The organism is Bradyrhizobium sp. UFLA05-112 (assembly GCF_053572325.1).
In genome coordinates, this window is sequence record NZ_JBANBK010000044.1 from 1 (window position 1) to 25,220 (window position 25,220).

21 protein-coding genes are annotated in these 25,220 nt (G+C 64.3%); 10 read left to right on the top strand and 11 right to left on the bottom strand.

The window, feature by feature from the left end:
• Window positions 1-317 (bottom strand): c-type cytochrome (locus SO180_RS24055; protein ID WP_449381318.1); only part of this gene is annotated, 317 nt, incomplete at its 3' end.
• 220 nt (window positions 318-537) lie between these two features.
• Between SO180_RS24055 and SO180_RS24060 the strand changes: the two genes are divergently transcribed.
• A complete protein-coding gene (locus SO180_RS24060; RefSeq protein WP_449381375.1) occupies window positions 538-1,278 on the top strand; it encodes a 3-deoxy-manno-octulosonate cytidylyltransferase in 741 nt (246 codons plus the stop codon).
• Between the two features lie 21 nt (window positions 1,279-1,299).
• Window positions 1,300-2,157 carry a prephenate dehydratase gene (locus SO180_RS24065; protein WP_449381319.1) on the top strand — a complete coding sequence of 286 codons (858 nt, stop codon included), beginning with the start codon at window positions 1,300-1,302 and terminating at the stop codon, window positions 2,155-2,157.
• A 49-nt stretch (window positions 2,158-2,206) separates the two neighbouring features.
• On the opposite strand, the gene SO180_RS24070 is transcribed toward SO180_RS24065, so the two are convergent.
• Window positions 2,207-3,226, bottom strand: a complete 1,020-nt coding sequence (locus SO180_RS24070; protein ID WP_449381320.1) for an LLM class flavin-dependent oxidoreductase — start codon at window positions 3,224-3,226, stop codon at window positions 2,207-2,209.
• Window positions 3,227-3,609: 383 nt separating this feature from the next.
• On the opposite strand from SO180_RS24070, the gene metF reads away from it, so the two are divergent.
• The 3 genes from metF (at window position 3,610) to SO180_RS24085 (ending at window position 9,323) form a co-directional block, all read left to right on the top strand.
• Window positions 3,610-4,545 carry a methylenetetrahydrofolate reductase [NAD(P)H] gene (gene metF, locus SO180_RS24075; RefSeq protein WP_449381321.1) on the top strand — a complete coding sequence of 312 codons (936 nt, stop codon included), beginning with the start codon at window positions 3,610-3,612 and terminating at the stop codon, window positions 4,543-4,545.
• A gap of 3 nt (window positions 4,546-4,548) precedes the next feature.
• Complete coding sequence (gene metH, locus SO180_RS24080) at window positions 4,549-8,430, top strand: methionine synthase (protein WP_449381322.1); 3,882 nt, start codon at window positions 4,549-4,551, stop codon at window positions 8,428-8,430.
• Window positions 8,431-8,756: 326 nt separating this feature from the next.
• Window positions 8,757-9,323, top strand: coding sequence for a YbhB/YbcL family Raf kinase inhibitor-like protein (locus SO180_RS24085; protein ID WP_449381323.1), 567 nt, complete (start codon window positions 8,757-8,759; stop codon window positions 9,321-9,323).
• A gap of 162 nt (window positions 9,324-9,485) precedes the next feature.
• Here the strand turns inward: SO180_RS24085 and SO180_RS24090 are convergent, their stop codons facing one another.
• Window positions 9,486-10,115: a glutathione S-transferase family protein gene (locus tag SO180_RS24090; protein ID WP_449381376.1), complete on the bottom strand. Its 630-nt coding sequence runs from the start codon at window positions 10,113-10,115 to the stop codon at window positions 9,486-9,488.
• Window positions 10,116-10,126: 11 nt separating this feature from the next.
• A complete protein-coding gene (locus SO180_RS24095) occupies window positions 10,127-10,429 on the bottom strand; it encodes an ArsR/SmtB family transcription factor (RefSeq protein WP_449381324.1) in 303 nt (100 codons plus the stop codon).
• Window positions 10,430-10,492: 63 nt separating this feature from the next.
• Between SO180_RS24095 and SO180_RS24100 the strand changes: the two genes are divergently transcribed.
• On the top strand, window positions 10,493-11,440 hold the full coding sequence (locus tag SO180_RS24100) for a threonine/serine dehydratase (RefSeq protein WP_449381325.1): 948 nt from the start codon (window positions 10,493-10,495) through the stop codon (window positions 11,438-11,440).
• Window positions 11,441-11,589: 149 nt separating this feature from the next.
• Here SO180_RS24100 and SO180_RS24105 read toward each other — a convergent pair whose 3' ends face one another.
• From SO180_RS24105 to SO180_RS24135, 7 genes are all read right to left on the bottom strand, one after another.
• Entirely contained in the window at window positions 11,590-12,183 is a 594-nt protein-coding gene (locus tag SO180_RS24105; RefSeq protein ID WP_449381326.1) for a GNAT family N-acetyltransferase, read from the bottom strand.
• A gap of 7 nt (window positions 12,184-12,190) precedes the next feature.
• Entirely contained in the window at window positions 12,191-13,693 is a 1,503-nt protein-coding gene (gene glpK, locus SO180_RS24110; RefSeq protein ID WP_449381327.1) for a glycerol kinase GlpK, read from the bottom strand.
• A 261-nt stretch (window positions 13,694-13,954) separates the two neighbouring features.
• The gene (gene pimD, locus SO180_RS24115) at window positions 13,955-15,097 is read right to left on the bottom strand and encodes a pimeloyl-CoA dehydrogenase small subunit (protein ID WP_449381328.1); all 1,143 of its coding nucleotides are present in this window, start codon (window positions 15,095-15,097) and stop codon (window positions 13,955-13,957) included.
• A 180-nt stretch (window positions 15,098-15,277) separates the two neighbouring features.
• Window positions 15,278-16,468, bottom strand: coding sequence for a pimeloyl-CoA dehydrogenase large subunit (pimC, locus tag SO180_RS24120; RefSeq protein WP_449381329.1), 1,191 nt, complete (start codon window positions 16,466-16,468; stop codon window positions 15,278-15,280).
• 130 nt (window positions 16,469-16,598) lie between these two features.
• The gene (locus SO180_RS24125) at window positions 16,599-17,786 is read right to left on the bottom strand and encodes an acetyl-CoA C-acyltransferase (protein WP_449381330.1); all 1,188 of its coding nucleotides are present in this window, start codon (window positions 17,784-17,786) and stop codon (window positions 16,599-16,601) included.
• Entirely contained in the window at window positions 17,783-19,468 is a 1,686-nt protein-coding gene (gene pimA, locus SO180_RS24130; protein ID WP_449381331.1) for a dicarboxylate--CoA ligase PimA, read from the bottom strand. Before pimA ends, SO180_RS24125 begins: the two co-directional genes overlap by 4 nt.
• Window positions 19,469-19,658: 190 nt before the next feature.
• Window positions 19,659-21,755, bottom strand: coding sequence for a 3-hydroxyacyl-CoA dehydrogenase NAD-binding domain-containing protein (locus tag SO180_RS24135; RefSeq protein WP_449381332.1), 2,097 nt, complete (start codon window positions 21,753-21,755; stop codon window positions 19,659-19,661).
• Between the two features lie 131 nt (window positions 21,756-21,886).
• On the opposite strand from SO180_RS24135, the gene SO180_RS24140 reads away from it, so the two are divergent.
• The 4 genes from SO180_RS24140 to SO180_RS24155 all read left to right on the top strand — a co-directional run bounded on the left by SO180_RS24140 (window position 21,887) and on the right by SO180_RS24155 (window position 25,219).
• Window positions 21,887-22,753 carry an IclR family transcriptional regulator gene (locus SO180_RS24140; protein ID WP_449381377.1) on the top strand — a complete coding sequence of 289 codons (867 nt, stop codon included), beginning with the start codon at window positions 21,887-21,889 and terminating at the stop codon, window positions 22,751-22,753.
• Window positions 22,754-22,819: 66 nt separating this feature from the next.
• Window positions 22,820-23,617, top strand: coding sequence for an ABC transporter ATP-binding protein (locus SO180_RS24145; RefSeq protein WP_449381333.1), 798 nt, complete (start codon window positions 22,820-22,822; stop codon window positions 23,615-23,617).
• The gene (locus SO180_RS24150) at window positions 23,614-24,327 is read left to right on the top strand and encodes an ABC transporter ATP-binding protein (RefSeq protein ID WP_449381334.1); all 714 of its coding nucleotides are present in this window, start codon (window positions 23,614-23,616) and stop codon (window positions 24,325-24,327) included. The genes SO180_RS24145 and SO180_RS24150 overlap by 4 nt, the downstream gene beginning before the upstream one ends.
• A gap of 13 nt (window positions 24,328-24,340) precedes the next feature.
• Complete coding sequence (locus tag SO180_RS24155) at window positions 24,341-25,219, top strand: branched-chain amino acid ABC transporter permease (RefSeq protein WP_449381335.1); 879 nt, start codon at window positions 24,341-24,343, stop codon at window positions 25,217-25,219.
• Window position 25,220: the final 1 nt, after the last annotated feature.

Here is a 25,220-nt window from a genome sequence, read left to right on the forward strand (position 1 = left end):
ACGACGCCGTAGAGGTTCGGACCAACGCGATTCGGGCCGCCCTTCTCGAAGGTGTGGCAGGCGCCGCACTTCTTGGCGGCAGAAGCGCCCTTTTCCACGGAGGCGGTCTGGAGCAGTTTTTCGATCGGCTCCGACGACGCCGCCGCCGCGCCGCCCTCGGCGCCATGGCCAGCCTCTTCCTTCACGGCGATCTCGAAGCCGGGCTTCTCCGGCGGTTTCGCAGCGAACAAGGCCTGGGCGGTGAAGCTTGTCACCAGGAGAATGAGGCAGGTGCCGAGGATGGCACCGAGGATCTTGTTGAGTTCGAAAGAGTCCATTTCCGGCCAGGCCCCACACCGCAAGAAGGATAAAGCGGCCCCAAGCGGCCGCCAGGACGTGCCTCGGGAGAATCAAATGTTCCTTATCGTTCCCCCGAGTTTTGCCATTGAGATATCGGTTTGCCCGTGGTCTGGCAACCCGTATAAACGGCCCCGCTTTCCTCCCATCCCCACCCGATTTCCCGGTGCGGAAAACGACCGTTTCCAGGCCCTTGATCCGATGACCGATCCCCGCATTCTAGTGCTGATCCCGGCTCGCATGGCGGCCACCCGCCTGCCCGGCAAGCCGCTCAAGGACATCGCCGGGCTGCCGATGATCGTGCATGTGATGCGCCGGGCGGAAGCCGCCGCGATCGGCCGGGTTGCAGTCGCTACCGACACGCAGGAGATCGCGGATGTCGTCACCGCGCATGGCGGCGTCGCCGTAATGACCCGCCCCGAGCATCCGTCGGGGTCGGACCGCATCCACGAGGCCATGCAGAAGCTCGATCCGGACGGCAAGGCCGAGATCGTGGTCAATCTCCAGGGCGATTTCCCGACGATCTCGACTGCCAACATCCGCGACGTGCTGCCCCCGCTCGCCGACCCTTCCGTCGACATCGCGACGCTGGCCTCGCAAATCCATACCGAGGAGGAGGACCTCGCCCCCAGCGTTGTGAAAGCTGTGGGAACCTCGCTCGGGGGTAAGCGGATGCGCGCGCTGTACTTTACCCGCGCCACCGCCCCTACCGGAGACGGACCGCGTTACCACCATATCGGCCTCTACGCCTACCGCCGCGCCGCGCTGGAGCGGTTCGTATCGCTGCCGCCCTCGCCGCTGGAATTGCAGGAGAAGCTGGAGCAGCTCCGGGCGCTGGAGGCTGGCATGCGTATCGACTTCACCATCGTCGACACCGTGCCCCGCGGCGTCGACACCGCGGCAGACTTAGAGACCGCCCGCAGCATCCTTTCCAAATCCTGAGCCGCTGTTACAAGGCCCGACATGAGCAAGATGAAAATCGCATTCCAGGGCGAGCCTGGGGCCAATTCCCACATCGCCATCGACGAGGCCTATCCCGACGCCGAGCCGATGCCGTGCGCGACCTTCGAGGACGCGCTGTCAGCGATCTCGTCCGGCGAGGCCGATCTCGGCATGATCCCGATCGAGAATTCGGTCGCGGGACGCGTCGCCGATATCCACCATCTGCTGCCGGCCTCAGGCCTCTTCATCATCGGCGAGTGGTTCCTGCCGATCCGGCATCAATTGATGGCGGTGAAGGGCACCAGGCTCGAAGACATCAAGAGCGTGGAGAGCCATGTGCATGCGCTCGGCCAGTGCCGGCGCATCATCCGCAAGCTCGGCGTCAAACCGATCGTGGCCGCCGACACCGCCGGTAGCGCGCGCGATATTTCCGAACGCAAGGACAAGAGCGTCGCCGCAATTGCCTCGCGGCTTGCCGCAAAGATCTACGGCCTCGACATTCTGGCCGAGGACATCGAGGACGAGGCCCATAACACCACGCGCTTCGTCGTGCTCGCCCGCGAGGCGAAATGGGCCGAGCAGGATTCGGGCCCGCTGGTCACCTCTTTTGTATTCCGGGTGCGCAACCTGCCCGCTGCGCTCTACAAGGCGCTGGGCGGCTTTGCCACCAACGGCGTCAACATGACCAAGCTCGAAAGCTACATGGTCGACGGCAATTTTTTCGCGACGCAGTTTTACGCCGATGTCGACGGCCATCCCAACGACAAGGGGCTCGCCTTCGCGCTCGAGGAGCTGAAATTCTTCTCCCGGGAATTCCGCATCGTCGGCGTGTATCCGGGCCATCCGTTCCGCGCGACGTTCAGCGAGAAGCTGGATTAGCTTCCCGTGTCCCGGACGCGCGAGCCGGGATCCAGGGGCACGATAGCTTCTACGCCGCCTCTTTCTTCACCAGCCCGAATGCATCGGCCAGCAGCGAATACGACTTCTTCCGCGCCTCATGGTCATAGACCGCCGTGATCACCATCAATTCGTCCGGCTTGCTCGCGTCGAGCAGCGGCTTCAGCTTCTGCTGCACGGTCGCTGGGCTACCGGCGAACAGGCGCGAACGGTTGCGGGCGATCGAGGCGCGCTCAGCGTCCGTGTAGGGGTAGGCGAGCGCCTCTTCCACGCTCGGTAGCGGCAGATATTGGCCGCGGTCGCGGCGCAGCCGATTGAGGTCGAAGGACGAGGCGAGCTTTTCGGCTTCCTCATCGGTATCCGCTGTGACGACCGCCACTGCGAGAATTGCGTGCGGCGTCGCGCGCCAGGCGGACGGCTGGAAACGGTTGCGATAATGCACCATCGCGTCGATCGCATCATGGCTCGCAAAATGATGCGCGAACGCGAAACCCATGCCGACCTGGGCTGCCAATTCCGACGAATAGTCGCTGGAGCCGAGCAGCCAGATCGGCGGCAAGGGCGTATCGTCGGGCATCGCGACTACGTTGTTGTAGGGATGGCCCGACGGGAATTCGCGCGTCTCCCACAGGATCAGTTCGTGCAGCCGCTCGAGGAAATCGTCGCCCTCGCGGCGATCGAGACGGCTCCTGAGCGCGTACGCCGTGGCTCCGTCGGTGCCGGGCGCGCGGCCGAGACCGAGATCGATACGGCCGGGAAAAAGCGCCTCCAGCATCTTGAAGCGCTCGGCCACCACTAAAGGGGCGTGATTGGGCAGCATCACGCCGCCGGAGCCGACACGGATGTGCTTCGTCACGGCCGCGATCTGCCCGATCATGACGTCAGGCGCCGGACTCGCGACGGAGGCGAGGTTGTGGTGCTCGGCGAGCCAATAGCGGACATAGCCGAGTTGATCGACATGGCGCGCCAGGTCGATGCTGTTGCGCAACGCCGCGGCGGGCCTTGTGCCTGACGTGACGACGGAGAGGTCGAGAACGGAGAGCTGGATCATGGCCGGTTCAACGTAGTGCGCCACCCCGGAGCGGCAATGGCCGGATGAAGCAGAGCTGGCCTGTGTTGGCCTCGAGAGACCTGGCATTTGCTGAAGTCCGTTGGGATTCCGCAAGCCTTGATCATCTAGTTTTCATTCTGCCCACCCGATTGACCGCAGCTCAGTAAACTCAAATGCTACATAATATCCTGAAATAACTTACACTTCTAGATTTCATCGATTTCCCACCGGCATCATGTGTGGCACAAAAATACCGATCTCCTTGGCCATAGTGGGCCACTTCCCATCGACGATGGGCTGTCGAGAATACCCCGTTTGGCCTATCTTAGCGCTTCCGAAGCTAAATGACGCAGTTGCGAAGAGAATCTGGAGCGAATGGTGCCATGACCGAGCCGGCGACGCCCGCCCAATATAACGGGCAAGATAATGGGCAAGACGGGCACCTCGCCAAGCGTCCGGCGATCTCCTTCGAGTTCTTTCCACCCAAGACCGAGGAGATGGAGAAGAACCTGTGGGAGACCATCAACCGCCTCGCCCCGCTCGACCCGAAATTCGTTTCGGTGACCTATGGCGCCGGCGGCTCGACCCGTGAGCGCACCCACGCCACCATCGCCCGCATCCTGAAGGAGACTTCGCTGCTGCCGGCCGCGCATCTCACCTGCGTCGGCGCTTCGCGCGGTGAGATCGACGAGATCGTCGACCGCTACCACGAGGTCGGCGTCCGCCACATCGTGGGCCTGCGCGGTGATCCGCCCGGCGGCATCGGCACGCCCTACTCCACCCATCCCGACGGCTACCAGAGTTCAGCCGAGCTCGTCGCCGGCATCAAGAAGCGGCACGCCGACATCGAGGTTTCGGTATCGGCCTATCCGGAGAAGCACCCCGAGGCGCGCGACTTCGACGCCGACATCGACACGCTGAAGGCCAAGGTCGACGCCGGCGCGACGCGCGCGATCACCCAGGTGTTCTTCGATAACGACCTCTACTTCCGCTATCTCGACCGCGTCCGCACGCGCGGCATCAATATCCCCATCGTGCCTGGCATCATGCCCATGCACAATTTCAAGCAAGCCCGCAATTTCGTCACCCGCGCCGGCACCAGCGTTCCGAACTGGCTCGCGGAGAAGTTCGATGGGCTCGACAACGATCCGGAGACGCGCAAGCTCGTCGCAGCGACGGTAGCCGCCGGCCAGGTACACAAGCTCGCCAAGCACGGCGTCGACACCTTCCATTTCTACACCATGAACCGCGCCGATCTCGTATTCGCGATCAGCCATTTGCTCGGCATTCGCGCCAAGAGCGCGCAGAAGGCGGCGTAACCGATGACCGTGACCGTGTCTCCCAAGCGAACCGCCCTGCTCGCCGCCGCGCGCGAGCGCATCCTGGTGCTCGACGGCGCCATGGGTACGATGATCCAGGGCCTGCAGTTCGACGAGGCCGCCTTCTGCGGCGAGCGCTTCAAGAATTTTCACCGCGACCTGCGCGGCAACAACGACCTCTTGATCCTGACCCAGCCGCAGGCGATCGAGGATATCCACGCCGCGTACCTGCGTGCTGGCGCCGACATCGTCGCGACCAACACCTTCTCGACGACCTCGATCGCGCAGGCCGACTACGACCTCGCCGACATCGTCTATGACATGGCGCGCGAAGGCGCCCGCCTCGCAGGCAACGCCGCCAAACGCGTTGAGGCCGAGGACGGCAAGCCGCGCTTCGTCGCCGGTGCCATCGGCCCCACCAACCGCACCGCCTCGATCTCGCCTGATGTCGCAAATCCCGGCTACCGCGCCGTCACTTTCGACGACCTGCGCGAGTCCTATGGCGAGCAGATCCGGGGCCTGCTCGACGGCGGCGTCGACCTCTTGCTGGTCGAGACCATCTTCGACACGCTGAACGCCAAAGCAGCGCTCTATGCGATCGCCGAGATCACTGAAGAACGCGGCATCGACGTGCCCGTGATGGTCTCAGGCACCATAACCGACAAGTCCGGCCGTCTGCTGTCCGGACAGATGCCGGAGGCGTTCTGGAATTCGGTGCGGCACGCAAAGCCCATCACCATCGGCTTCAACTGCGCGCTCGGCGCGGAAGATCTGCGCGCGCATATCGCGGACATTGGCCGCGTCGCCGACGCGCTGGTCTGCGCCTATCCCAATGCCGGGTTGCCCAACGAATTCGGCCAGTATGATGAGACGCCAGAGTACATGGCCCGTCTGGTCGGCGAGTTCGCGCGTGATGGTTTGGTCAACATCGTCGGTGGCTGCTGTGGCACCACGCCCGAGCACATCGCGGCGATTGCCGCTGCGGTGGCGCCGCACAAGCCGCGCGTCGTGCCCGCGATCGAGCCTCGCTTGAGGCTCTCCGGCCTCGAGCCGTTCGTGCTCACCGATGCGATCCCCTTCGTCAACGTCGGCGAGCGCACCAACGTCACGGGCTCGGCCCGCTTCCGTAAATTGATCACGGCCGGCGACTTCACGGCTGCGCTCCAGGTCGCGCGCGACCAGGTCGAGAACGGCGCGCAAATCATCGACGTCAACATGGATGAGGGCCTTCTGGACTCGGAAGCCGCGATGCGGACCTTCCTCAACCTCGTCGCCGCCGAACCCGACATCGCCCGCGTCCCCGTGATGGTGGACTCCTCGAAATTCTCCGTGATCGAGGCCGGCCTGAAATGCGTGCAGGGCAAACCCGTCGTCAACTCGATCTCGATGAAGGAAGGCGAGGAGAAGTTCATCTTTGAAGCCAAAATCGCGCGGCGCCACGGCGCTGCCGTCGTGGTGATGGCTTTCGACGAAGTCGGCCAGGCCGATACGTTCGCGCGCAAGACAGAGATCTGCAAGCGCGCCTACGATATCCTGGTGAACCGCGTCGGCTTCCCGCCGGAAGACATCATCTTCGATCCCAACATCTTTGCGATCGCGACGGGCATTGAGGAGCACAACAATTACGGCGTCGACTTCATCGAGGCGACGCGCTGGATCCGCCAGAATCTGCCCGGCGCGCACATCTCGGGCGGCGTCTCCAACCTGTCTTTCTCGTTCCGCGGCAACGAGCCGGTGCGCGAGGCCATGCACTCGGTGTTCCTGTATCATGCCATCAAGGCCGGCATGGACATGGGTATCGTCAATGCCGGGCAGATGATCGTCTATGACGACATCGATCCCGAGCTGCGGCAAACTTGCGAGGACGTGGTCCTCAACCGCGACGCGAGCGCCTCCGAGCGGCTGCTCGCGCTTGCCGAAAAATTCCGCGGCAAGAAGACCGAGAGCAAGGAAGCCGATCTCGCCTGGCGCGAATGGCCGGTCGAAAAGCGGCTCTCGCACGCACTGGTGCATGGCATCACCGAGTTCATCGAGCAGGATACCGAAGAAGCCCGCAAGGCATCCTCGCGCCCGCTCGACGTCATCGAAGGCCCGCTGATGGCCGGCATGAACGTGGTCGGCGATCTCTTCGGTGACGGCAAGATGTTCCTGCCGCAGGTCGTGAAATCCGCGCGCGTGATGAAGCAGGCGGTCGCCTGGCTGATGCCGTTCATGGAAGAGGAGAAGGCACGCAACCTCGCGAGCGGCATCGGTGGCGCTGCCAACTCATCCGCCGGCAAGATCGTGCTCGCGACCGTGAAGGGCGACGTCCACGACATCGGCAAGAACATCGTCGGCATCGTGCTCCAGTGCAACAATTTCGAGGTCATCGACCTCGGCGTGATGGTGCCGGCCGCCAAGATCGTCGAGACCGTGAAGGCGGAGAAGGCCGACCTCGTCGGCCTGTCCGGCCTGATCACGCCCTCGCTCGACGAGATGGCATTCTTCGCCGGCGAATTGCAGCGCGAGGGCTTGAAGCTGCCGCTCCTGATCGGCGGCGCGACCACGAGCCGTGTGCACACGGCCGTCAAGATCGACCCGAACTACAAGGCAGGCCCCGTCGTGCATGTCAACGACGCGAGCCGCGCCGTCGGCGTCGCCTCCTCGCTGCTGTCGCCCGAGAAGCGCCATGCCTATGCCGCGGAGGTGCGCGCCGAATACGCAAAGATCTCGGAAGCGCATCTGCGCGCGCAGGCCGACAAGAAGCGGCTGAAGCTGAGTGATGCCCGCGCCAACCGCGTGCCGGTTGACTTTGCCGCGACAAAGCCGGTGAAGCCGACCTTCCTCGGCACGAAGACGTTCGACGACTACGATCTCGCCGAACTCGTCGACTGCATCGACTGGACGCCGTTCTTCCAGACCTGGGAGCTCGCCGGCCGCTTCCCCGCGATCCTCGACGATCCCAAGGTCGGCGAGGTCGCGCGCTCGCTCTATGACGACGCGCGCAAGATGCTCGACCTCATCGTCAAGGAAAAATGGTTCCGGGCGCGCGCCACGATCGGCTTCTGGCCCGCGAACGCGCAAGGCGACGACGTCGTGCTCTACGCCGACGAGAGCCGGACCAAGACAATCGCGACACTGCACACGCTGCGTCAGCAGCTCGAGAAGCGCGAGGGTCGATTCAACGCAGCGCTGTCCGACTTCATTGCGTCCACGGGTACGGGCGTGCCGGACTATATCGGCGGCTTCGTGGTCACCGCCGGCATTGGCGAGGATGCGGTCGCCGACCGCTTCAAGAAGGCCAATGACGACTACTCCTCGATCCTCTGCAAGGCGCTGGCCGACCGCCTCGCCGAAGCCTTCGCCGAGCGCATGCACGCCCGCGTCCGCCGCGAGTTCTGGGCCTATGCGCCGGATGAGAAGCTCTCCAACGAGGAGCTGATCCTCGAAAAGTACCAGGGCATCCGTCCCGCGCCCGGCTACCCCGCGCAGCCCGATCACACCGAGAAGAAGACGCTGTTCGCCCTGCTCGACGCGGAGAACACCGCCGGCGTGAAGCTGACCGAGAGCTTTGCGATGTGGCCGGGCAGTAGCGTGTCCGGGCTCTATTTCAGCCATCCCGAAAGCTTCTATTTCGGCGTCGGCAAGATCGAGCGCGACCAGGTCGAGGACTATGCGGCTCGCAAGGAGATGAGCGTTGCCGAAGTCGAGCGCTGGCTGGCGCCGATCCTGAACTACATCCCGGCGCAGCCGGCTGCACCCGCTGAGGGTCGCAAGGCTGCCGATGCCGCGTTCGCGGCAACGCCGGCGAACGACGAGACCTCAAAGGACCTCGCCTCGCATCCGCCGGGCTGCACGTGCGCGGTGCATCTCATCTGGCAGAAGAAGCGCGCGGGGGCGGGGTAGTCGCACCACATCTTCACTGTCGTCGTGGCGAAAGTCCATGGGCGTTCGCCAGGACGACGCTGGAGATTGGACGCCCGTCACCCCTCAACTCAAAATGTGAAAAACAACCCCATGCACAGTAGAAAATTGCGGGGCCGACCGACTACGCATTTCCCGAAATTACTTGACGCGTCGGGCAAATCACCGGCAATATGTAACCATCGCGAGCTGCCCGGATGGCCTATTTGCGCCGCAGCCTCGAGAGCAATGGCGCAGGACTGATTGAAACCAAGTTCCTCGGGCGCTACTTTCCGGTCTCTGAGCTCATTGTTGAAGAGGTGCTTCCGATGACAAGGTTTGCATTCTCATTCGCAGCAGTCTGTGTGCTCCTGCTTCTTGCGGGCGGAGCTGGTGCGCAGGGCCTCACGCTGAGCAGCCCGGACATCAGCGAAGGCGCCACGATTGCCGGCGAACACGTATTCAAAGGCTTTGGCTGTACCGGCAACAACGCCTCACCGGCCTTGAGCTGGAGCGGTGCTCCGGCGGGTACCAAGAGCTTCGCCGTGATGATACATGATCCTGATGCGCCAACCGGCAGCGGCTGGTGGCATTGGGTCGTCTTCAATCTTCCGCCATCCGTCACTGCGCTTCCCAAGGGGGCCGGCGATCCAAAGAAGAAGCTGATACCCAGGGGGGCGATCCAGAGCCGCACCGACTTCGGCAGCGATGGCTATGGCGGACCATGTCCGCCGCCTGGCGACAAGCCGCACCGCTATCAGATCACGGTATTCGCCGTTGACGTCGATAAGCTTCCGAATGCCAAGGACCATTCAGCATCCGCGGCACTGGTCGGTTTCGATCTGCACTTCCACACGCTCGGAAAGGCTACCCTGACCGGTCTCTATGGCCGGTGAGGGGGCGCGGGAGGGATTCGCCAGGCGCATAGGCTGGGTTAGGTTAGCCCTGCGGCTGCGCGAAGCGCAGTCCGCTCGGCGTAACCCGCCTCTTTGTTTTCCGCGCATTGAGAGAAGTGGTGGGTTACGCTTCGCTAACCCACCCTACGAACCTGCGCTCGCTCACCCCTTGGGCGGCGCGAGCGGCTGGACGATCTCCTTGAACGGCGCCAGCGCCTCGCAGCGGTCGGCATGCGCTGACAGCGCCGGATAGCGCGCGAGATCGAACAGCGGCGGGTGCGCTTCGCGGGTGAAGCGGACGACGCAGGCGACCACGACGTCGGCGTGGCCGATGCGGTCACCCAGCCAGTACGGCGTCGTCACCTTGGCGCGCTCGGCTTCCAGCACCTTCAACACGTCTGCGATCTGTGCCTGGCAACGTTCAACCCACAGCGCGAGCTGTTCTTTCCGCAGCACGCGCTCGTAGAGCAGGCTGACCGCCTTGTCGCCGAGACCGCCCGCCAACGCGCAGATGCGCAAATGCCGTCGGCGCTCGACGCCGCTGCGCGGCAGCATCGCTTTCTCCGGCCCGACGAGTTCGTCGAGATAGTCGAGGATGATCGTGCTCTCGATCAGTCCCTCGCCATCGTCGAGCACCAGCGTCGGCACGCGGCGCAGCGGATTGTACGGCGCAATCTTGTCGGCATCGCCGAAGGTCGACCACGGCTTGTGCTCGAAGGCGATGCCATAAAGCTTCAGCGCAATCGCGACACGGCGGACGAAGGGAGAATCATACTGGCCGATCAGGAACATGGCTTGCACCTCTACACGTTTTCCTCGATAGCACGTTTCACCGCTACGATCGCCGCCTCGTTGCGACGGTACATCGTCCACTGCTTGACGCGCTTGGCGCGCACGAGCTTCGCAGCCGCCAGCACCCGCATGTGCTCGCTCACGGTCGGCGCACTCACGCCGAGTTTCTCCGCGATCAGGAGACCGCAGACGCCATCCTCGACCAGGTCTCCGTCAACCTGCTCTCGAAAATGTTTTCGTGGCTCGCGGAGCCATTCCAGGATCTGCAGGCGCCGCTCATTGGCCAGCGCCCGCAACACGATCGCGATTTTCATTTAGTCATTTTGCTAATTACCTAATTGATGTCAACCCCGCGACGCGCTATCAAGGTAGCCATCATGACAGCAGCAACAGGCATTACACGCGAGCGGATTGCGGCGACCGAGGCCGTGATCCGCCCGCATGTCCGGCGCACACCGCTCCTGAAGGCCAATCTGGCTGATTTTGGCCAGCCCGATCAGCCCGTCACCTTCAAGCTTGAGATGTTGCAGCATTCCGGATCGTTCAAGGCGCGGGGTGCCTTTGCGAACCTGTTGCTGCGGCAGGTGCCGAAAGCCGGCGTCGTTGCGGCGTCCGGCGGCAATCACGGCGCCGCGGTGGCCTATGCTGCGCAACGGCTTGGCGTGCCAGCTAAGATCTTCGTGCCGGAGATCACGTCGCCTGCGAAGGTGGAGCGGATCAGGGGCTATGGCGCGCAGCTCGTGATCGCGGGCAGCCGTTATGCAGATGCGCTTGCGGCGAGCGAAGCGCATGTCGAGCGCACGGGCGCGATGGCGGTTCACGCCTACGATCAGGCCGAGACGCTGCTCGGCCAGGGCAGCGTCGGACTGGAGCTCGAAGCGGACGCTCCCGACATCGATACGCTTCTGGTCGCCGTCGGCGGCGGAGGGCTGATCGGCGGCATTGCGGCATGGTACGCCGGCAAGACACGTGTCGTCGCGATCGAGCCGGAGCAATCACCGACCTTGCATGCCGCGTTCGCGGCGAGAGGACCGGTCGATGCGCCGGCCGGCGGCATTGCCGCCGACAGCCTTGCGCCGCGCCGCGTCGGGCAATTGATGTTTCCGATCGCGCAGGCCTATGTCGAGCGGGTCGTTCTGGTCAGCGATGACGCGATCCGGCAGGCGCAGGCGTACCTTTGGTCAAGCTTGCGCGTGGTGGCCGAGCCCGGCGGCGCGGCCGCGTTCGCCGCGCTACTCTCCGGCCGCTATCGTCCCTCACCTGGCGAACGGGTCGCGGTGCTGATCTGCGGCGCCAACACCGCGGCGGTGAACTTCGACAGCTAGTTGGGAGTTTGCATGATGGGGATCGAGCTTTCGTTCTCATGCGAAACGGGAGGTGTCTTGAACGCGTAGCCTGCATGCAGCGAAACCGAGTGCGGGGAAACGTCACCCCGGATTACGCTGCGCTCCATCCGGGCTACAGGTCCAAACCATCACTCGATGATCGGCACATGCCTTGCAGCCGTGCGCGGCACCGTGCCGTCGAGGCGCGGGTCGTCGGCGATCTCGATCTGATAACGGAAGGCGCGGAAGCCTGAGCGCTGGTAGAAGGCGAGCGCTGAGGGATGATCGAAGGTGCAAGTGTGCACCCAGACGCGGCGCAAGTCGCGAGACCACGCGAGCTCCATCGCGCGGTTCATCAGGAAACGCGCAGCGCCAGTTCCGATCAATCCTGCAGTGACGCCGAAATAGACCAGCTCGCACTGGCCGGCCTCGCGGAAATCCAGCTCCAGCAGACCTTCGTCGCGACCGTCCACGACCAGCGCATGGATTTCTATTCCCGGCGCGTGGATGACCGCGGCAAGCTCCGCCTCGTTCATGCGTCCCCGCGAGAACCACAGCCATTCTTCGCCGACGCGGCGGTAGAGATCGCGGTACCAGTAGAGCGCTGGAGCGTCGACTTTGCGCAGGGTCCACGTACGGGAAGGATCATCCCGGTGCATGGGCCGCGCGGTCATCTCCAGATGGGTGACGACCGTGGCGATCTTCCCGCTCGGCACGTCCGAATAGCCGTCGGGGAGGATCATTCGCCGCTCACTCTCCCTCGTCGCTCGCGAGCACGCCCTTCACCGCGCGGGCCCAGCCGGCGAGCTTCCGCTCGCGCGTCGCCTGGCTCATGCTCGGCTTGAAGCGGTGCTCGAGGCGCCAGTTGTCGGCGAATTGCGTCGGCTCGGGATAGACGCCGGCATTGAGGCCGGCGAGATAGGCCGCGCCCAGTGCCGTGGTCTCCTGGATCACGGGGCGGTCGACCGGTGCATCCAAGAGATCGGCGAGACGCTGCATGGTCCAGTCCGACGCCGTCATGCCACCGTCGACGCGCAAGACCACGCTCGCCGTCTCCGAGCTCGGCCAGTCCGCGCGCATCGCAGCCCAGAGATCGAAGGTCTGGTAACAGACGCTCTCCAGCGCGGCATGGGCGAGCTCAGCCGGGCCGGTGTTGCGGGTCAGGCCGAACAGCGCGCCGCGCACGCGCGGATTCCAGTACGGTGCGCCCATGCCGACGAAGGCCGGCACGAGATAGACGCTTTGCATGGAATCGGACTGGTCCGCGAGCGGGCCGGTTTCGGCCGCGTGCTTGATGATGCCGAGGCCGTCGCGCAGCCATTGCACCGCGCTGCCGGCAACGAAGATCGAGCCTTCGAGGGCGTAGGTGCGTTTTCCGTCGAGCTGATAGGCGATGGTGGTGAGGAGCTTGTTCTTCGAGGCCACCGGCGTGGTGCCGGTGTTGAGCAGGGCGAAGCAGCCGGTGCCGTAGGTCGACTTCATCATGCCCGGACGGAAGCAGGCCTGGCCGATGGTCGCGGCCTGCTGGTCGCCGGCGATGCCGCAGATCGGTATAGCGCCGCCGAACAGGTCCGGGGTGGTCTCGCCGAAGCGGAAGGAGGAGTCTTTCACCTCAGGGAGCATCGAGCGCGGCACGCCGATCAGCTCCAAGAGCTCGTCGTCCCATTCGCCGGTATGGATGTTGAACAGCAGCGTGCGCGAGGCGTTGGTAGCATCCGTCGCATGCACCTTGCCGCCGGTCAGCCGCCAGAGCAGGTAGCAATCGACCGTGCCGAACATCAGTTCGCCGCGCGCGGCCCGCGCACGGGCGCCGGGGACGTTGTCGAGAATCCAGGCGACCTTGGTGCCGGAGAAATAGGGATCGATAATCAGGCCGGTCTTCTCTGAGATCCGCGGCTCGTGGCCTTCGGCCTTGAGCTTCGAGCAGATATCGGCGGTGCGGCGGTCCTGCCAGACGATGGCGCGGTGCACGGCCTGGCCGGTGGCGCGATCCCACACCACGGTGGTCTCGCGCTGGTTGGTGATGCCGATGGCGGCAACGTCCTTGGCGGTGACGCCGGCGCTCTGGAGCGCGTCGCGACAGACCATCACGGTCGAGGTCCAGATGTCCTCCGGCTCATGCTCGACCCAGCCCGAGGCCGGGAAATGCTGCGGAAACTCGGCTTGCGCCTTCGCCGCGATGGAAATGTCGCTGCGAAACACGATGGCGCGCGAGGAGGTGGTGCCCTGATCGATGGCGAGGACGAAAGACATGGAGGCTACCTTGGGCTTTCCCCGATTAAGGGAGGTTCTTGTGTCGCGCCCAAGAAAGGGGATTGGACGGGGAAGGTCAAGGTAGCTCTCCCCTACCCTCCCCTGTATGGGGCAGCAGCTCCGCTGTTTCCTCTCACTCAGTCGTCATCGCCCGGCTTGACCGGGCGATCCAGTACTCGGCGGCAGAAGTTGCGTGAATGAACTGCCGCTGCGGGGTACTGGATGCCCCGGTCAAGCCGGGGCATGACAGTCATCGTGTGACTAGATCAGCCCGCCAGCATCCGCCACGCGGCGCTGGTGATATTCGGTGTCGCCGAACGTGTTCTCGATCATGGTCAGGCGCTTGAAGTAGTGGCCGATCTTCGCCTCCATGGTCATGCCGATGCCGCCGTGGAGCTGGATCGACTGCTGGCCGACGAACTTCAGCGACTTGCCGATCTGCACCTTGGCCGCCGCGATCGCGTTGGAGCGCTCCTTGGCGTCCTCGAAATCACCAGCCATGGCCGCGAACATCGACATCGAGCGCGCCTGTTCGGCGGCCACGAACATGTCGGAGGCGCGGTGCTGGAGGCTCTGGAACGAGCCGATCGCCACACCGAACTGCTTTCGCGTCTTGATGTACTCGACGGTGGTCTTGAGCGACTCATCCATCAGGCCGACCGCTTCGGCGCAGAGCGCGATGCGGGCTTCATCGACGACGCGCTCGATCAGCGCAAGGGAATCCTCGGGGTCACCGATCGCAGCATCGGCGCCGACCTCGACACCGGTGAGGGTGATGTCGGCAGCGTGCAGACCGTCCTGCGTCGGGTATGACTTCTTGGCAACACCCTTGGCGTTCGCCGGCACGAGGAACACGCCGATGCCGCTTTTGTCGCGGCGGTCGCCGTTGGTGCGGGCGGTGACGACAAGCGTGTCGGCGTTCTCGCCGTTCAGCACGACGAATTTTTCGCCGTCGATGACCCAGCCGCTGCCCTTCTTCTTCGCCGTGGTCCCGACATCGAAGAGATCGTAGCGCGAGTTCTTCTCGAGCTGCGCAAACGCGAGCGTCTGGCTGCCCTCGATGATGCCGGGCAGGTGCGCGGCCTTCTGCGCGTCCGAGCCGCCATGGCGCAGGAAGCCGCCGCCGATCACGACGGTTGCGAGATACGGCTCGAGCACGAGCGCCTTGCCGAGCGCTTCCATCACGATCATGGTCTCGACGCCTCCGCCACCGAAGCCGCCATCGGCCTCCGCGAACGGCAGGCCCAAGAGGCCCTGCTCGGCGAGCTTGCCCCAGATGGCTTTGCTCCAGCCGCCCTTCTCGGCCATGTATTTCTTGCGACTCTCGAAATCGTAGGAGTCGGTCAAGAGGCCGTCGACACTGTCCTTGAGAAGCCGCTGCTCCTCGGTCAAATCAAAATCCATCTGTCTCTCCAAAAATCGACGCAGGGTTCTGTCCGCCTGCCGTCGCCTTACCCTTAGACGTCATCCCCGCGAAGGCGGGGATCCAGTAAACGCAACCGCCTGCCGTAATCACGAGCGGCACGGCGTACTGGGTCCCCCGCTTTCGCGGGGGACGACACCGCTTGTGCGTCCCTCAGTCCCTCAAAGCCCCAGCACCGCCTTGGCGATGATGTTGCGCTGGATCTCGTTGGAGCCGCCGTAGATCGAGACCTTGCGATTGTTGAAGTAGCTCGGCGCGATCTGGGCGGTCCAGTCCATGGCTTCGTTCGAACCGTCGTCGCCATGGATGTCGTAGGGCGCGGCGAACGGGCCGATGACCTCCATGAGCAGCTCGGTCGTGGTCTGCTGGATCTCGGAGCCCTTGATCTTCAGCACCGAGGACGCCGGATTGGGCTTGCCCTTGCCGTGCTTGCCCTCATCGGCGACGACACGAAGCTGCGTGAGCTCCAGCGCCTTCAGCTCGATCTCGCAGGCCGCGAGCTTCTCGCGGAAGGCAGCATCCTGGATGATCGGCTTGCCGCCGGACTCGACCTTGGAGGCCAGCTCCTTGATGCGACGGATGCGCTCCTTGGAGACGCCCACGCGCGCAATCCCGGTACGCTCGTTGCCGAGCAGGAATTTTGCGTAGTCCCAGCCCTTGTTCTCCTCGCCGATCAGGTTCTCGTAGGGTACCTCGACGTCGTCGAAGAAGACTTCGTTGACCTCGACGCCGCCGTCGATCGTCTGGATCGGGCGCACGGTCACGCCCTTCGACTTCATGCTGAAGACGATGAACGAAATGCCCATCTGCTTCTTGGCCGACGGATCGGTGCGGCATAGGCAGAAGATCATGTCGGCGTGCTGGGCGAGCGTGGTCCAGGTCTTCTGGCCGTTGACGATCCACTTGTCGCCCTTGCGCTCGGCCTTGGTCTTCAGCGAAGCGAGGTCCGAACCGGAGCCGGGCTCGGAGAAGCCCTGGCACCACCAGTCGTCGACATTGGCAATGCGCGGCAGATACTGCTTCTTCTGCTCCTCATTGCCAAAGGTATAGATGACCGGGCCCACCATGCTGACGCCGAAGGCGAGCGGCTGCGGCGCCGGATAGGACTGCAGCTCCTCGTTGAAGATGTAGTGCTGCACGCTGGTCCAGCCAGTGCCACCATATTGCTTCGGCCAGTGGCTGACGCCCCAACCCTTCTTGTTGAGGATGCGCCACCACGTCACCATCTCGTCCTTCGAGAGGTGGCGGCCCTCGACCAGCTTGCGCCGCGTATCCGGCGGCACGTTGTCGCGGAAGAACTGCCGCACTTCCTCGCGAAACGCCTGCTCTTCCTTCGTGAATGCGAGATCCATCGGATCCTCCTGTGAGCCTTATTCTCTATTCGTCATTCCGGGGCGCGCGAAGCGAGCCCGGAATCCAGAAGTTGTGAAGCGAGGTTCCGGGTTCATTCGCTTGTCGCGAATGTCCAGGCACGACGGTGAACTACTGCAACACCTCAAACAACCCGGCCGCGCCCATGCCGCCGCCGACGCACATGGTGACGACCGCGTATTTGGCCTTGCGGCGGCGGCCTTCGATCAAGGCGTGGCCGGTCAGCCGCGCGCCCGACATGCCGTAGGGATGGCCGACCGAGATCGCGCCGCCATCGACGTTGATCTTGTCGGGATCGATGCCGAGCTTGTCTCGGCAATAGAGCACCTGCACGGCGAACGCCTCGTTCAATTCCCAGAGACCGATGTCGTCGACGGTGAGTCCGTGACGCTTGAGCAGCCGCGGCACGGCGAAGACCGGGCCGATGCTCATCTCGTCCGGCTCGCAGCCGGCCGAGACGAAGCCGCGGAAGATGCCGAGCGGCTTCAGGCCGCGCTTGGCCGCTTCCTTGTCGCTCATGATCACCGACGCACTGGCACCGTCGGAGAGCTGGCTGGCATTGCCGGCGGTGACGGTAAAGCCTTCGCCGCGCACCGGCTTCAGGCCGGCGAGGCCTTCGGCGGTGGTTTCGGGGCGCGGACCTTCGTCCTGCGACAGCGTGACATCCTTGAAGGAGACCTCACCGGTCGCCTTGTCGGTCACGGCCATCTTGGTCGTGATCGGCGCGAGCTCGTCCTTGAACTTGCCCCCCTGCTGCGCAGCCGCAGTGCGGCGCTGGCTCTCGAGCGAATATTCGTCTTGGCGTTCGCGCGAGATGCCATAGCGCTTCGCCACGACCTCAGCCGTGTCGATCATCGGCATATAGACCTCGCCCTTGATCTTGAGCAGCGCCGGATCCTGGGCGTGAAAGGCGTTCATCTTGTCGTTCTGCACCAGCGAGATCGACTCGCCGCCGCCGCCGACCGCGATCTCGACGCCATCAAAAATCACCGAGCGCGCGGCAAGCGCGATCGCCTGGAGACCGGAGGCGCACTGCCGATCGATCGTGGTGCCGGCGACGGTGACGGGAAGGCCGGCACGCAGCAGCGCCTTGCGCGCGATGTTGCCGCCGGTCGAGCCCTGCTGGAGGGCAGCGCCCATCACGACGTCCTCGATCTCCTTCGGATCGACCTTCGCGCGCGCGACCGCCTCGCCGATGGCGTGGCCGAGCAGCGTCGCGCCCTCGGTGTTGTTGAGCGCGCCGCGATAGGCCTTGCCGATTGGCGTGCGGGCGGTGGAAACGATGACGGCGTCGGTCACGAGCGGACTCCTGTAGTGCTTTGTTGGGTGGATTGAGATGGTTTCTGCTGCTGGCGCAATTCGTGGCGCGACAGCTTGCCGACCGGCGTGCGCGGCAGCTCGTCGACGAACTCGACCGCCGCCGGCAATTCATGCTTGCCGACCTTGCCAGTGAGGAAGCTGCGAAGATCGTCGATGGAGAACGGCTTTGCGTCCGGCTTGAGCTTGATGAAAGCCTTTGCCGCCTCGCCGCGATACTGATCGGAAATGCCGATGACGATGACCTCGTGCACGCCCGGGTGCGTATAGATCGCCTGCTCGATCATCTGCGGATAGACGTTGAAGCCGCCGGAGATGATCATGTCCTTCTTGCGGTCGACCAGGAAGAAATAGCCGTCCGTATCCCGATAACCGATGTCGCCGGTGAGGAAGCGGCCGTCGGCAAAGGACTCCGCGCTCTCCTTCGGCTTGTTCCAGTAACCCTTGGTGACGTTCGGGCCCTTGATGCGGATCTCGCCGACTTCACCCGGCGGCAGCACGTTCGTGGGATCGTCGAGCGAGACCACGTCGAGTTCGATGCCGGGCAGCATCAACCCGATCGAGCCCGGCTTTTCCGGGCCGGCGGGCGGATGGCCGGTGCCGGGCGAGCAGGTCTCGGTCATGCCCCAGCCGCTCTTGAGCTTCTTGCCGACCTTGCGCTCGAAGAAGTTCGCGACCTCCACGGGCAGCGGCGCACCGCCGGAGCCGATGGCGTTGAGCGAGGAGAAATCGCGTTTGTCCAGATCAGGGAGCGCCGCGATCGCGATCCACATCGTCGGCACACCCGGAAAGTAGGTCGCGCGCTTGACCTCGATGTCGCGCATGACAGCCTCGACGTCGAACCGCTGGTGCAGCGAGATCAGATTGCCGCGGCGAAGCGAGGACAACAGAACGACGGTGAGCGCGTAGATATGGAACAGCGGCAGCACACAGATCACGCGCTCGATGACATTGCCGCGCGCGGCGCGGGCCGGTTTGCCCCAGACGTCGTAGATCGACACGGCCGAGGTGAGATTGCCGTGCGTGAGCATCGCGCCTTTCGGCAGGCCGGTGGTGCCACCGGTATATTGCAGCAACGCGACATCGTCGGCCGTGACGGCAGGCCATTGCGCCGGCCTGGTCGCGCCCTCGATGAAGGTCTTGAAGGTAACGATCCTGGGATCGGCGGGGATCGCGGCTTGCGGCGTGCCGACCTTGCCCCAATGATCATCCTCACAGACGACCAAGCGGTCGATCAGGCCCTTCTCCAGGAATTTCAGTGCCGTCGGCAGCAGCGCCGCGAGGTTGGAAGTCACCAGCACGCGCGAACCGGAGTCGGAGACCTTGTGCGTCAGGGCGATCTCGCCGTCGAGCGGCGACAGGTGCGCGACGCGGCTGCCTGCCTTCAGCGCGCCGAAGAAATTGACGGGATGGTCGGGCGTGTTGCCGAGGAACAGCGCAACGGAAGAGCCCTTGCCGCATCCGGCGCGCAGGAAGGCAGCGGCGGCCGTTTCCGCCATCGCTTCGAGCTCGCTGTAGCTGATCGGGCGATCGCGGAATTCGAGCGCGGCGCGCGCGCCGAAGTCGGCGGCCGCTTTTGAGAGGAGATCAGGCAACGTACCCTGGGAAATCGCGTCGTCCCAATGCACGCCTTCGGGATAAAACTGTTCGCCGGGATGGGTCATTGAATCGAATTACCGTGAGGTGAGCACGCAGGCTGGGCTCCCTTCCCCCTTGCGGGGAAGGGTTGGGGAAGGGGGTAGCCACAAGTGCTGAACTCTCCCGGGGCTATCCTCCTCCCTGCCCCTCCCCCGCAAGGGGGGAGAGAACGGAGAGAGCGCCGCCGGAACGACAGACGACTCGTGGCAAACCCCATCACGCCGCTTTCGACTCTGCTGCGAGCGAGGCGAAGGTCTTGCCTTCGGCCGCCAGCCTCTTCAGCAACGGCGCGGGCTCGAGGCTCGGGTCGTTGGTCTCCTTGGCATAGACCGACAGGCGGTCGGCGATGTGCTTGAGGCCAACCGTGTCGGCCCAGTACATCGGGCCGCCGCGATAGATCGGCCAGCCATAGCCATAGAGCCAGACCACATCGATATCCGACGGACGCGCGGCGATGCCTTCTTCGAGGATCTTCGCGCCTTCGTTGATCATCGGGTACATCATGCGCTCGAGGATCTCCTCGTCGCTGACGACGCGCTTCTTGCGCCCCAAGCGCAGCAGCGTCTCGTCGATCAGCTTCTCGACCTCTGGATCGGGCAGCGGCGCGCGGGAGCCGGCTTCATACCTGTAGTAGCCCTTGCCGGTCTTCTGGCCGAAGCGGCCAGCTTCGCACAGCGCGTCGGCGATTTCCGACTTGATGCCGCGATCCTTCCGCGAGCGCCAGCCGATATCGAGACCGGCGAGATCGCCCATCGCGAACGGACCCATAGGCATGCCGAACTTCGTCACGACGGCATCGACCTGCTGCGGCAGCGCGCCTTCGAACAGCAGCTTCTCCGCTTGCTTGCCGCGCTGCGCCAGCATGCGGTTGCCGACAAACCCGTCGCAGACCCCGACCACGGCCGGCACCTTCGCGATCTTGCGCGCGATGGTGACGGCGGTCACCAGCGCATCCGGCGCGGTCTTGTCGGCGCGCACGATCTCGCACAGCTTCATGACGTTGGCCGGCGAGAAGAAGTGCATGCCGAGCACGTCCTGCGGACGCTTGGTCGACTTGGCAATCTCGTCGATGTTGAGATACGAGGTGTTTGAGGCGAGCACGGCGCCCGGCTTGACGTATTGATCGAGCTTGCCGAACACCTCTTTCTTCACCGCCATGGTCTCGAACACGGCTTCGATGACGAGGTCGGCATTGCCGACATTCTCGATGCCGACGACGCCATTGATCAGCGCCATGCGCTTGGCGGGCGCGTCCGCCGGGATGCCGCCGCGGGCCGCGGTCGCTTCCCAGTTCTTCTGCATGATGCCCATGCCGCGCTTGAGCTGCTCCTCGCCGGTCTCGATCAGGGTGACGGGGATGCCGGCATTGGCAAAGGACATCGCGATGCCGCCGCCCATCGTGCCGGCACCGAGGATGGCGACCCGCTCCACGGGACGCGACTTCGTGCCCTCGGGCACGCCCGCGATCTTGTTGGCCTCACGCTCGGCGAAGAAGGCGTAGCGCTGCGCCTTGGACTGGTCGCTGGTGACGAGCTTCAGGAAGGTTTCGCGCTCCTTCTTCAGGCCCTCATCGAACGGCAGATCGATGGCGTAGCCGACGGCATCGGCTGCGGCGAACGGCGCTTCCAGGCCGCGCGACTTCTTGGTCATGGCGGCAACCGCATTGGTGAAGATCGAGCGGTCGGCCTTGGCGGCCGCAATCTTGCTGTCGTCATCACGCAACTTGCGGAGCGGACGCTTCTCGGCGAGCAGCTTGCGGGTGAAGGCTTCACCGCCGGCCGCCGGACCTTCGACGATCTCCTCGATCAGCCCGTTCTTCAGCGCCTCCGCCGCGCCGATCGGATCACCGGCCACGATCATCTTGACCGCAAGCTCCGGGCCGACCGCGCGCGGCAGGCGCTGGGTACCGCCAGCGCCAGGCAGCAGGCCAAGCTTCACCTCGGGCAGGCCGAGCTTGGCCTCCTTGGTCGCGACACGGAAGTGACAGGCCAGCGCAACCTCGAGGCCGCCGCCAAGCGCGGTGCCATGGATCGCGGCGACGACGGGCTTGGGCGAATTCTCGATCTCGGCGAGGACGTCATTGAGCGCGGGCGGCTTCGGCGGCTTGCCGAACTCGGTGATGTCTGCGCCGGCGATGAAGGTGCGGCCCGCGCAAGTCAGCACGATGCCTTTGATGGCGGGATCGGCGACAGCCTGCTTGACGCATTCCAGGATCCCGCCGCGCACGGCCGCACTGAGCGCGTTCACCGGAGGGCTGTTGACCGTGACGACCCCGATCTCGTCATGACGCTCAAGCTTGACCACTTCGCTCACGGCATACCCTCCGGTTAAGGATTTACTTTTGTTTCAATTTCGCAGTGCGGAATTTAATTCCGCATCTTGACGGCAGGGTTATTTTGAAGCACGTGGCTTGTCAACGACTCCGCGCAAGAAGCAGATCAGGGATGAAGCGTACAGGAAAGAAACCAGCGACCGATCGGAACTTCGTCGTCGCGCTTTCCCGCGGGCTCGATGTATTGCGCGCGTTCCAACCCAACGACGGGCTTCTTGGCAATCAGGAGATCGCGGCCCGCACGAACTTGCCCAAGCCAACCGTGTCGCGGCTGACCTATACGTTGACGAAGCTCGGTTATCTTACACCGGTTCCCCGCTTCGAAAAGTACCAGCTCGCGCCCGCCGCTCTGGCGCTCGGTTATGCGGCGCTGGCCAATCTCGGCATTCGACATCTGTCCGAGCCGTTTCGCGAGGAAGTGATGCGCGCCACGGGCGGCGCAGTCGCTGTCGGCGGGCGCGATCGCCAGAGCATGATCTATTTCGGGCAGAGCCGGGGCAGCGAGACGGTTGGCGTTCAACTTGACGTCGGCTCCCGCGTGCCGATTGCAACCAGTGCGATGGGGCGCGCCTATTTCTGGGCGCTGGACGAAGAGGAACGCGCTTCCCTCCTGCGCGATCTGCGCGAACATTACGGCAGCCGCTGGCCGAAATTGCGCGACGGGTTAGAGCGGTCCGGCGAGACCGTCGCGAAATACGGCTTCGCGATTTCGGTCGGCGACTGGCACGACGACATCGGCGCCGCTGGCGTTGCGCTCAGGCTGAACGACGGAACCGGGCCCTACGCTTTCAACTGCGGCGCTCCCGCATTCCGCTTCACGGAAGAGCGCCTGATCACCGACATTGGACCACGTCTCTTGGCGATGGTAAGGAACATCGAAGCGGCGCTCGGGGGAATGACGCCGCAATTCAAAAAAGAAGCCGGCAAGAAGCTGAAATCAGGAGGAAAAGTTGCACGTGTGGCCGAGGGGATCAGATAGCCATCGTCGTTGCAGAGGGCGCTTCGTGTCGCCCTTCGGCCCACTCAACGGTGTGGGCGAGACGAGATGACGCAGGCACAGCTCGCGCAGGGGAATTCTCCTCTGCTCGCGGTTCGCGACGTCAGCGTCGTGTTCGGCGGCATCGTCGCGCTCAACGGCGTGTCCTTTGACATGCACAAGGGCCAGATCCTCGGATTGATCGGCCCCAACGGTGCCGGCAAGACCACGCTGTTCAATTGCCTTTCCCGGCTCTACCAGCCCTCGTCCGGCGACATCCTGATGGAAGGCGCGAGCATCCTGACGCGCCCGCCGCACCGGATCGCCGAGATCGGCATCGGCCGTACCTTCCAGAACGTGGCACTGTTCCCCAACCTGTCGGTGATGGACAATGTGCGCGTAGGCACGCATGCGCGCACCTCCAGCGACATCGTCAGCGACTCGCTTCGCCTCGCCTGGGTTCGCCGCAGCGAGTCGAGCGTCAACAAGAAGGTGCACGAGATCCTCGCTTATCTCGACCTCGAGGACGTCGCCCACACCACCGTCTCCGGCCTGCCCTTCGGCACGCAGAAGCGCGTCGAGCTGGCGCGGGCGCTGGCGGCGGATCCCAAAATCCTGCTGCTCGACGAGCCGGCCGGCGGTCTCAACCATGAAGAGGTCTATGTGCTCGGCGACCTCATCCGCCGCATCCGCGACGACCGTCACATGACCGTGCTGCTGGTCGAGCACCACATGGGCCTCGTGATGTCGATCGCCGACCACGTCGTGGCGCTGAATTTCGGCAAGAAGCTCGCGGAAGGCACGCCCGCCCAGGTGCAGGCGGATCCCGACGTCATCAAGGCCTATCTCGGGAGCAAGGACCAATGACGATGCTGCTCAACGTCAAGGACCTGCGCGCCTATTACGGCCAGGTGCAGGCCCTTCACGGCCTGTCCTTTTCGCTCAACGAGGGCTCGCTGACCACGCTCCTAGGGGCCAACGGCGCCGGCAAGACCACCACGCTCCGCGCGATCTGCAACATGGTGCGCTCCACCGGCGCGATCGAGTTCGACGGCAAGCCGCTCGGCAGCCGCTCGACCGAGAACATCGTGCGCTTCGGCATCGCGCATGTGCCGCAGGGCCGCGGCACCTTCACCAACATGACGGTGGAGGAAAATCTTCAGCTCGGGGCCATCACCCGCAAGGACAATGCCGGCATCGTCTCCGACATCGAGCGCATGTATGCGCATTTCCCGGTCCTGAAGCAGCGGCATACCCAGCAGGCTGGCACGCTCTCGGGCGGCGAACAGCAGATGCTCGCGGTTGCCCGTGCGCTGATGCTGCGGCCCCGCCTGATGCTGCTGGACGAGCCGTCCTTTGGACTTGCGCCGCTCGTCGTGCGCGACCTCTTCAAGATCCTCGGCAAGATCAACCGCGAGGACAAGGTCACGATCCTGGTGGTCGAGCAGAACGCCCAGCTCGCGCTCGAGCTCGCCGACCAGGCCTATGTGATCGAGACCGGCCGTATCGTGATGTCGGGCCATGCCAAGGACATCGCGAACAACGAAGACATCCGCAAATCCTATCTGGGTTACTGAGGGAGCCGGGACGATGGAGCTGTTCACCAACCAGGTCCTGGCCGGGATTGCGACCGGCGCGATCTATGCCTGCATGGCGCTCGCGGTGGTCATGATCTACCAGGCGATCGACCATCTCAACTTCGCGCAAGGCGAGATGGCGATGTTTGCGACCTTCATCTCCTGGCAGCTGATGCAATGGGGCGTGCCCTATTGGGCCGCCTTCGTGATCACGCTGGCGTTCGCCTTTGTCGGCGGCATCGCGATCGAGCGCATCCTGTTCAAGCCGCTGGCGAAAGCGCCGATCCTGACCAACGTCGCCGGTTTCATCGCACTGTTTGCCATCATCAACTCCTCGGCCGGCCTGATCTGGGACTTCACCATCAAGCAATACCCGACCCCATTCGGCTCCTCGCCGTTCCTCGGCAGCCAGCTCATCTCGACCCACCAGGCCGGCATGATCGGCGTGACCCTGCTGCTGCTGATCGCTCTGTTCTTCTTCTTCCAGTACACGCGGATCGGCCTCGCCATGCGGGCGGCGGCCTCGCTGCCTGAATCGGCGCGGCTCGTCGGTATCAATACGAGCTGGATGATCGCGCTCGGCTGGGGCATGGCATCGGCGATCGGCGCGATCGCCGGCATGCTGATCGCACCGGTGGTGTTCCTCGAGCCCAACATGATGGGCGGCGTCCTGATCTACGGCTTTGCCGCGGCCGTGCTCGGCGGCCTGTCGAGCCCGTTCGGCGCGGTGGTCGGCGGCTTCCTGGTCGGAATCTTCGAGAACCTCGCGGGCACCTATATCCCCGGCGTCGGCAATGAGCTGAAGCTCCCGATCGCGCTTGCACTGATCATTTCCGTCCTGGTCGTCAAACCCGCTGGCCTGTTCGGCCGGCACATCGTCAAGCGAGTTTGAT

Coding starts and splice junctions, on each gene's coding strand:
- SO180_RS24060 (WP_449381375.1), top strand. CDS start 538: ATGACCGATCCCCGCATTCTAGTGCTGATCCCGGCTCGCATGGCGGCC.
- SO180_RS24065 (WP_449381319.1), top strand. CDS start 1,300: ATGAGCAAGATGAAAATCGCATTCCAGGGCGAGCCTGGGGCCAATTCC.
- SO180_RS24070 (WP_449381320.1), bottom strand. CDS start 3,226: ATGATCCAGCTCTCCGTTCTCGACCTCTCCGTCGTCACGTCAGGCACA.
- metF (WP_449381321.1), top strand. CDS start 3,610: ATGACCGAGCCGGCGACGCCCGCCCAATATAACGGGCAAGATAATGGG.
- metH (WP_449381322.1), top strand. CDS start 4,549: ATGACCGTGACCGTGTCTCCCAAGCGAACCGCCCTGCTCGCCGCCGCG.
- SO180_RS24085 (WP_449381323.1), top strand. CDS start 8,757: ATGACAAGGTTTGCATTCTCATTCGCAGCAGTCTGTGTGCTCCTGCTT.
- SO180_RS24090 (WP_449381376.1), bottom strand. CDS start 10,115: ATGTTCCTGATCGGCCAGTATGATTCTCCCTTCGTCCGCCGTGTCGCG.
- SO180_RS24095 (WP_449381324.1), bottom strand. CDS start 10,429: ATGAAAATCGCGATCGTGTTGCGGGCGCTGGCCAATGAGCGGCGCCTG.
- SO180_RS24100 (WP_449381325.1), top strand. CDS start 10,493: ATGACAGCAGCAACAGGCATTACACGCGAGCGGATTGCGGCGACCGAG.
- SO180_RS24105 (WP_449381326.1), bottom strand. CDS start 12,183: ATGATCCTCCCCGACGGCTATTCGGACGTGCCGAGCGGGAAGATCGCC.
- glpK (WP_449381327.1), bottom strand. CDS start 13,693: ATGTCTTTCGTCCTCGCCATCGATCAGGGCACCACCTCCTCGCGCGCC.
- pimD (WP_449381328.1), bottom strand. CDS start 15,097: ATGGATTTTGATTTGACCGAGGAGCAGCGGCTTCTCAAGGACAGTGTC.
- pimC (WP_449381329.1), bottom strand. CDS start 16,468: ATGGATCTCGCATTCACGAAGGAAGAGCAGGCGTTTCGCGAGGAAGTG.
- pimA (WP_449381331.1), bottom strand. CDS start 19,468: ATGACCCATCCCGGCGAACAGTTTTATCCCGAAGGCGTGCATTGGGAC.
- SO180_RS24140 (WP_449381377.1), top strand. CDS start 21,887: ATGAAGCGTACAGGAAAGAAACCAGCGACCGATCGGAACTTCGTCGTC.
- SO180_RS24145 (WP_449381333.1), top strand. CDS start 22,820: ATGACGCAGGCACAGCTCGCGCAGGGGAATTCTCCTCTGCTCGCGGTT.
- SO180_RS24150 (WP_449381334.1), top strand. CDS start 23,614: ATGACGATGCTGCTCAACGTCAAGGACCTGCGCGCCTATTACGGCCAG.
- SO180_RS24155 (WP_449381335.1), top strand. CDS start 24,341: ATGGAGCTGTTCACCAACCAGGTCCTGGCCGGGATTGCGACCGGCGCG.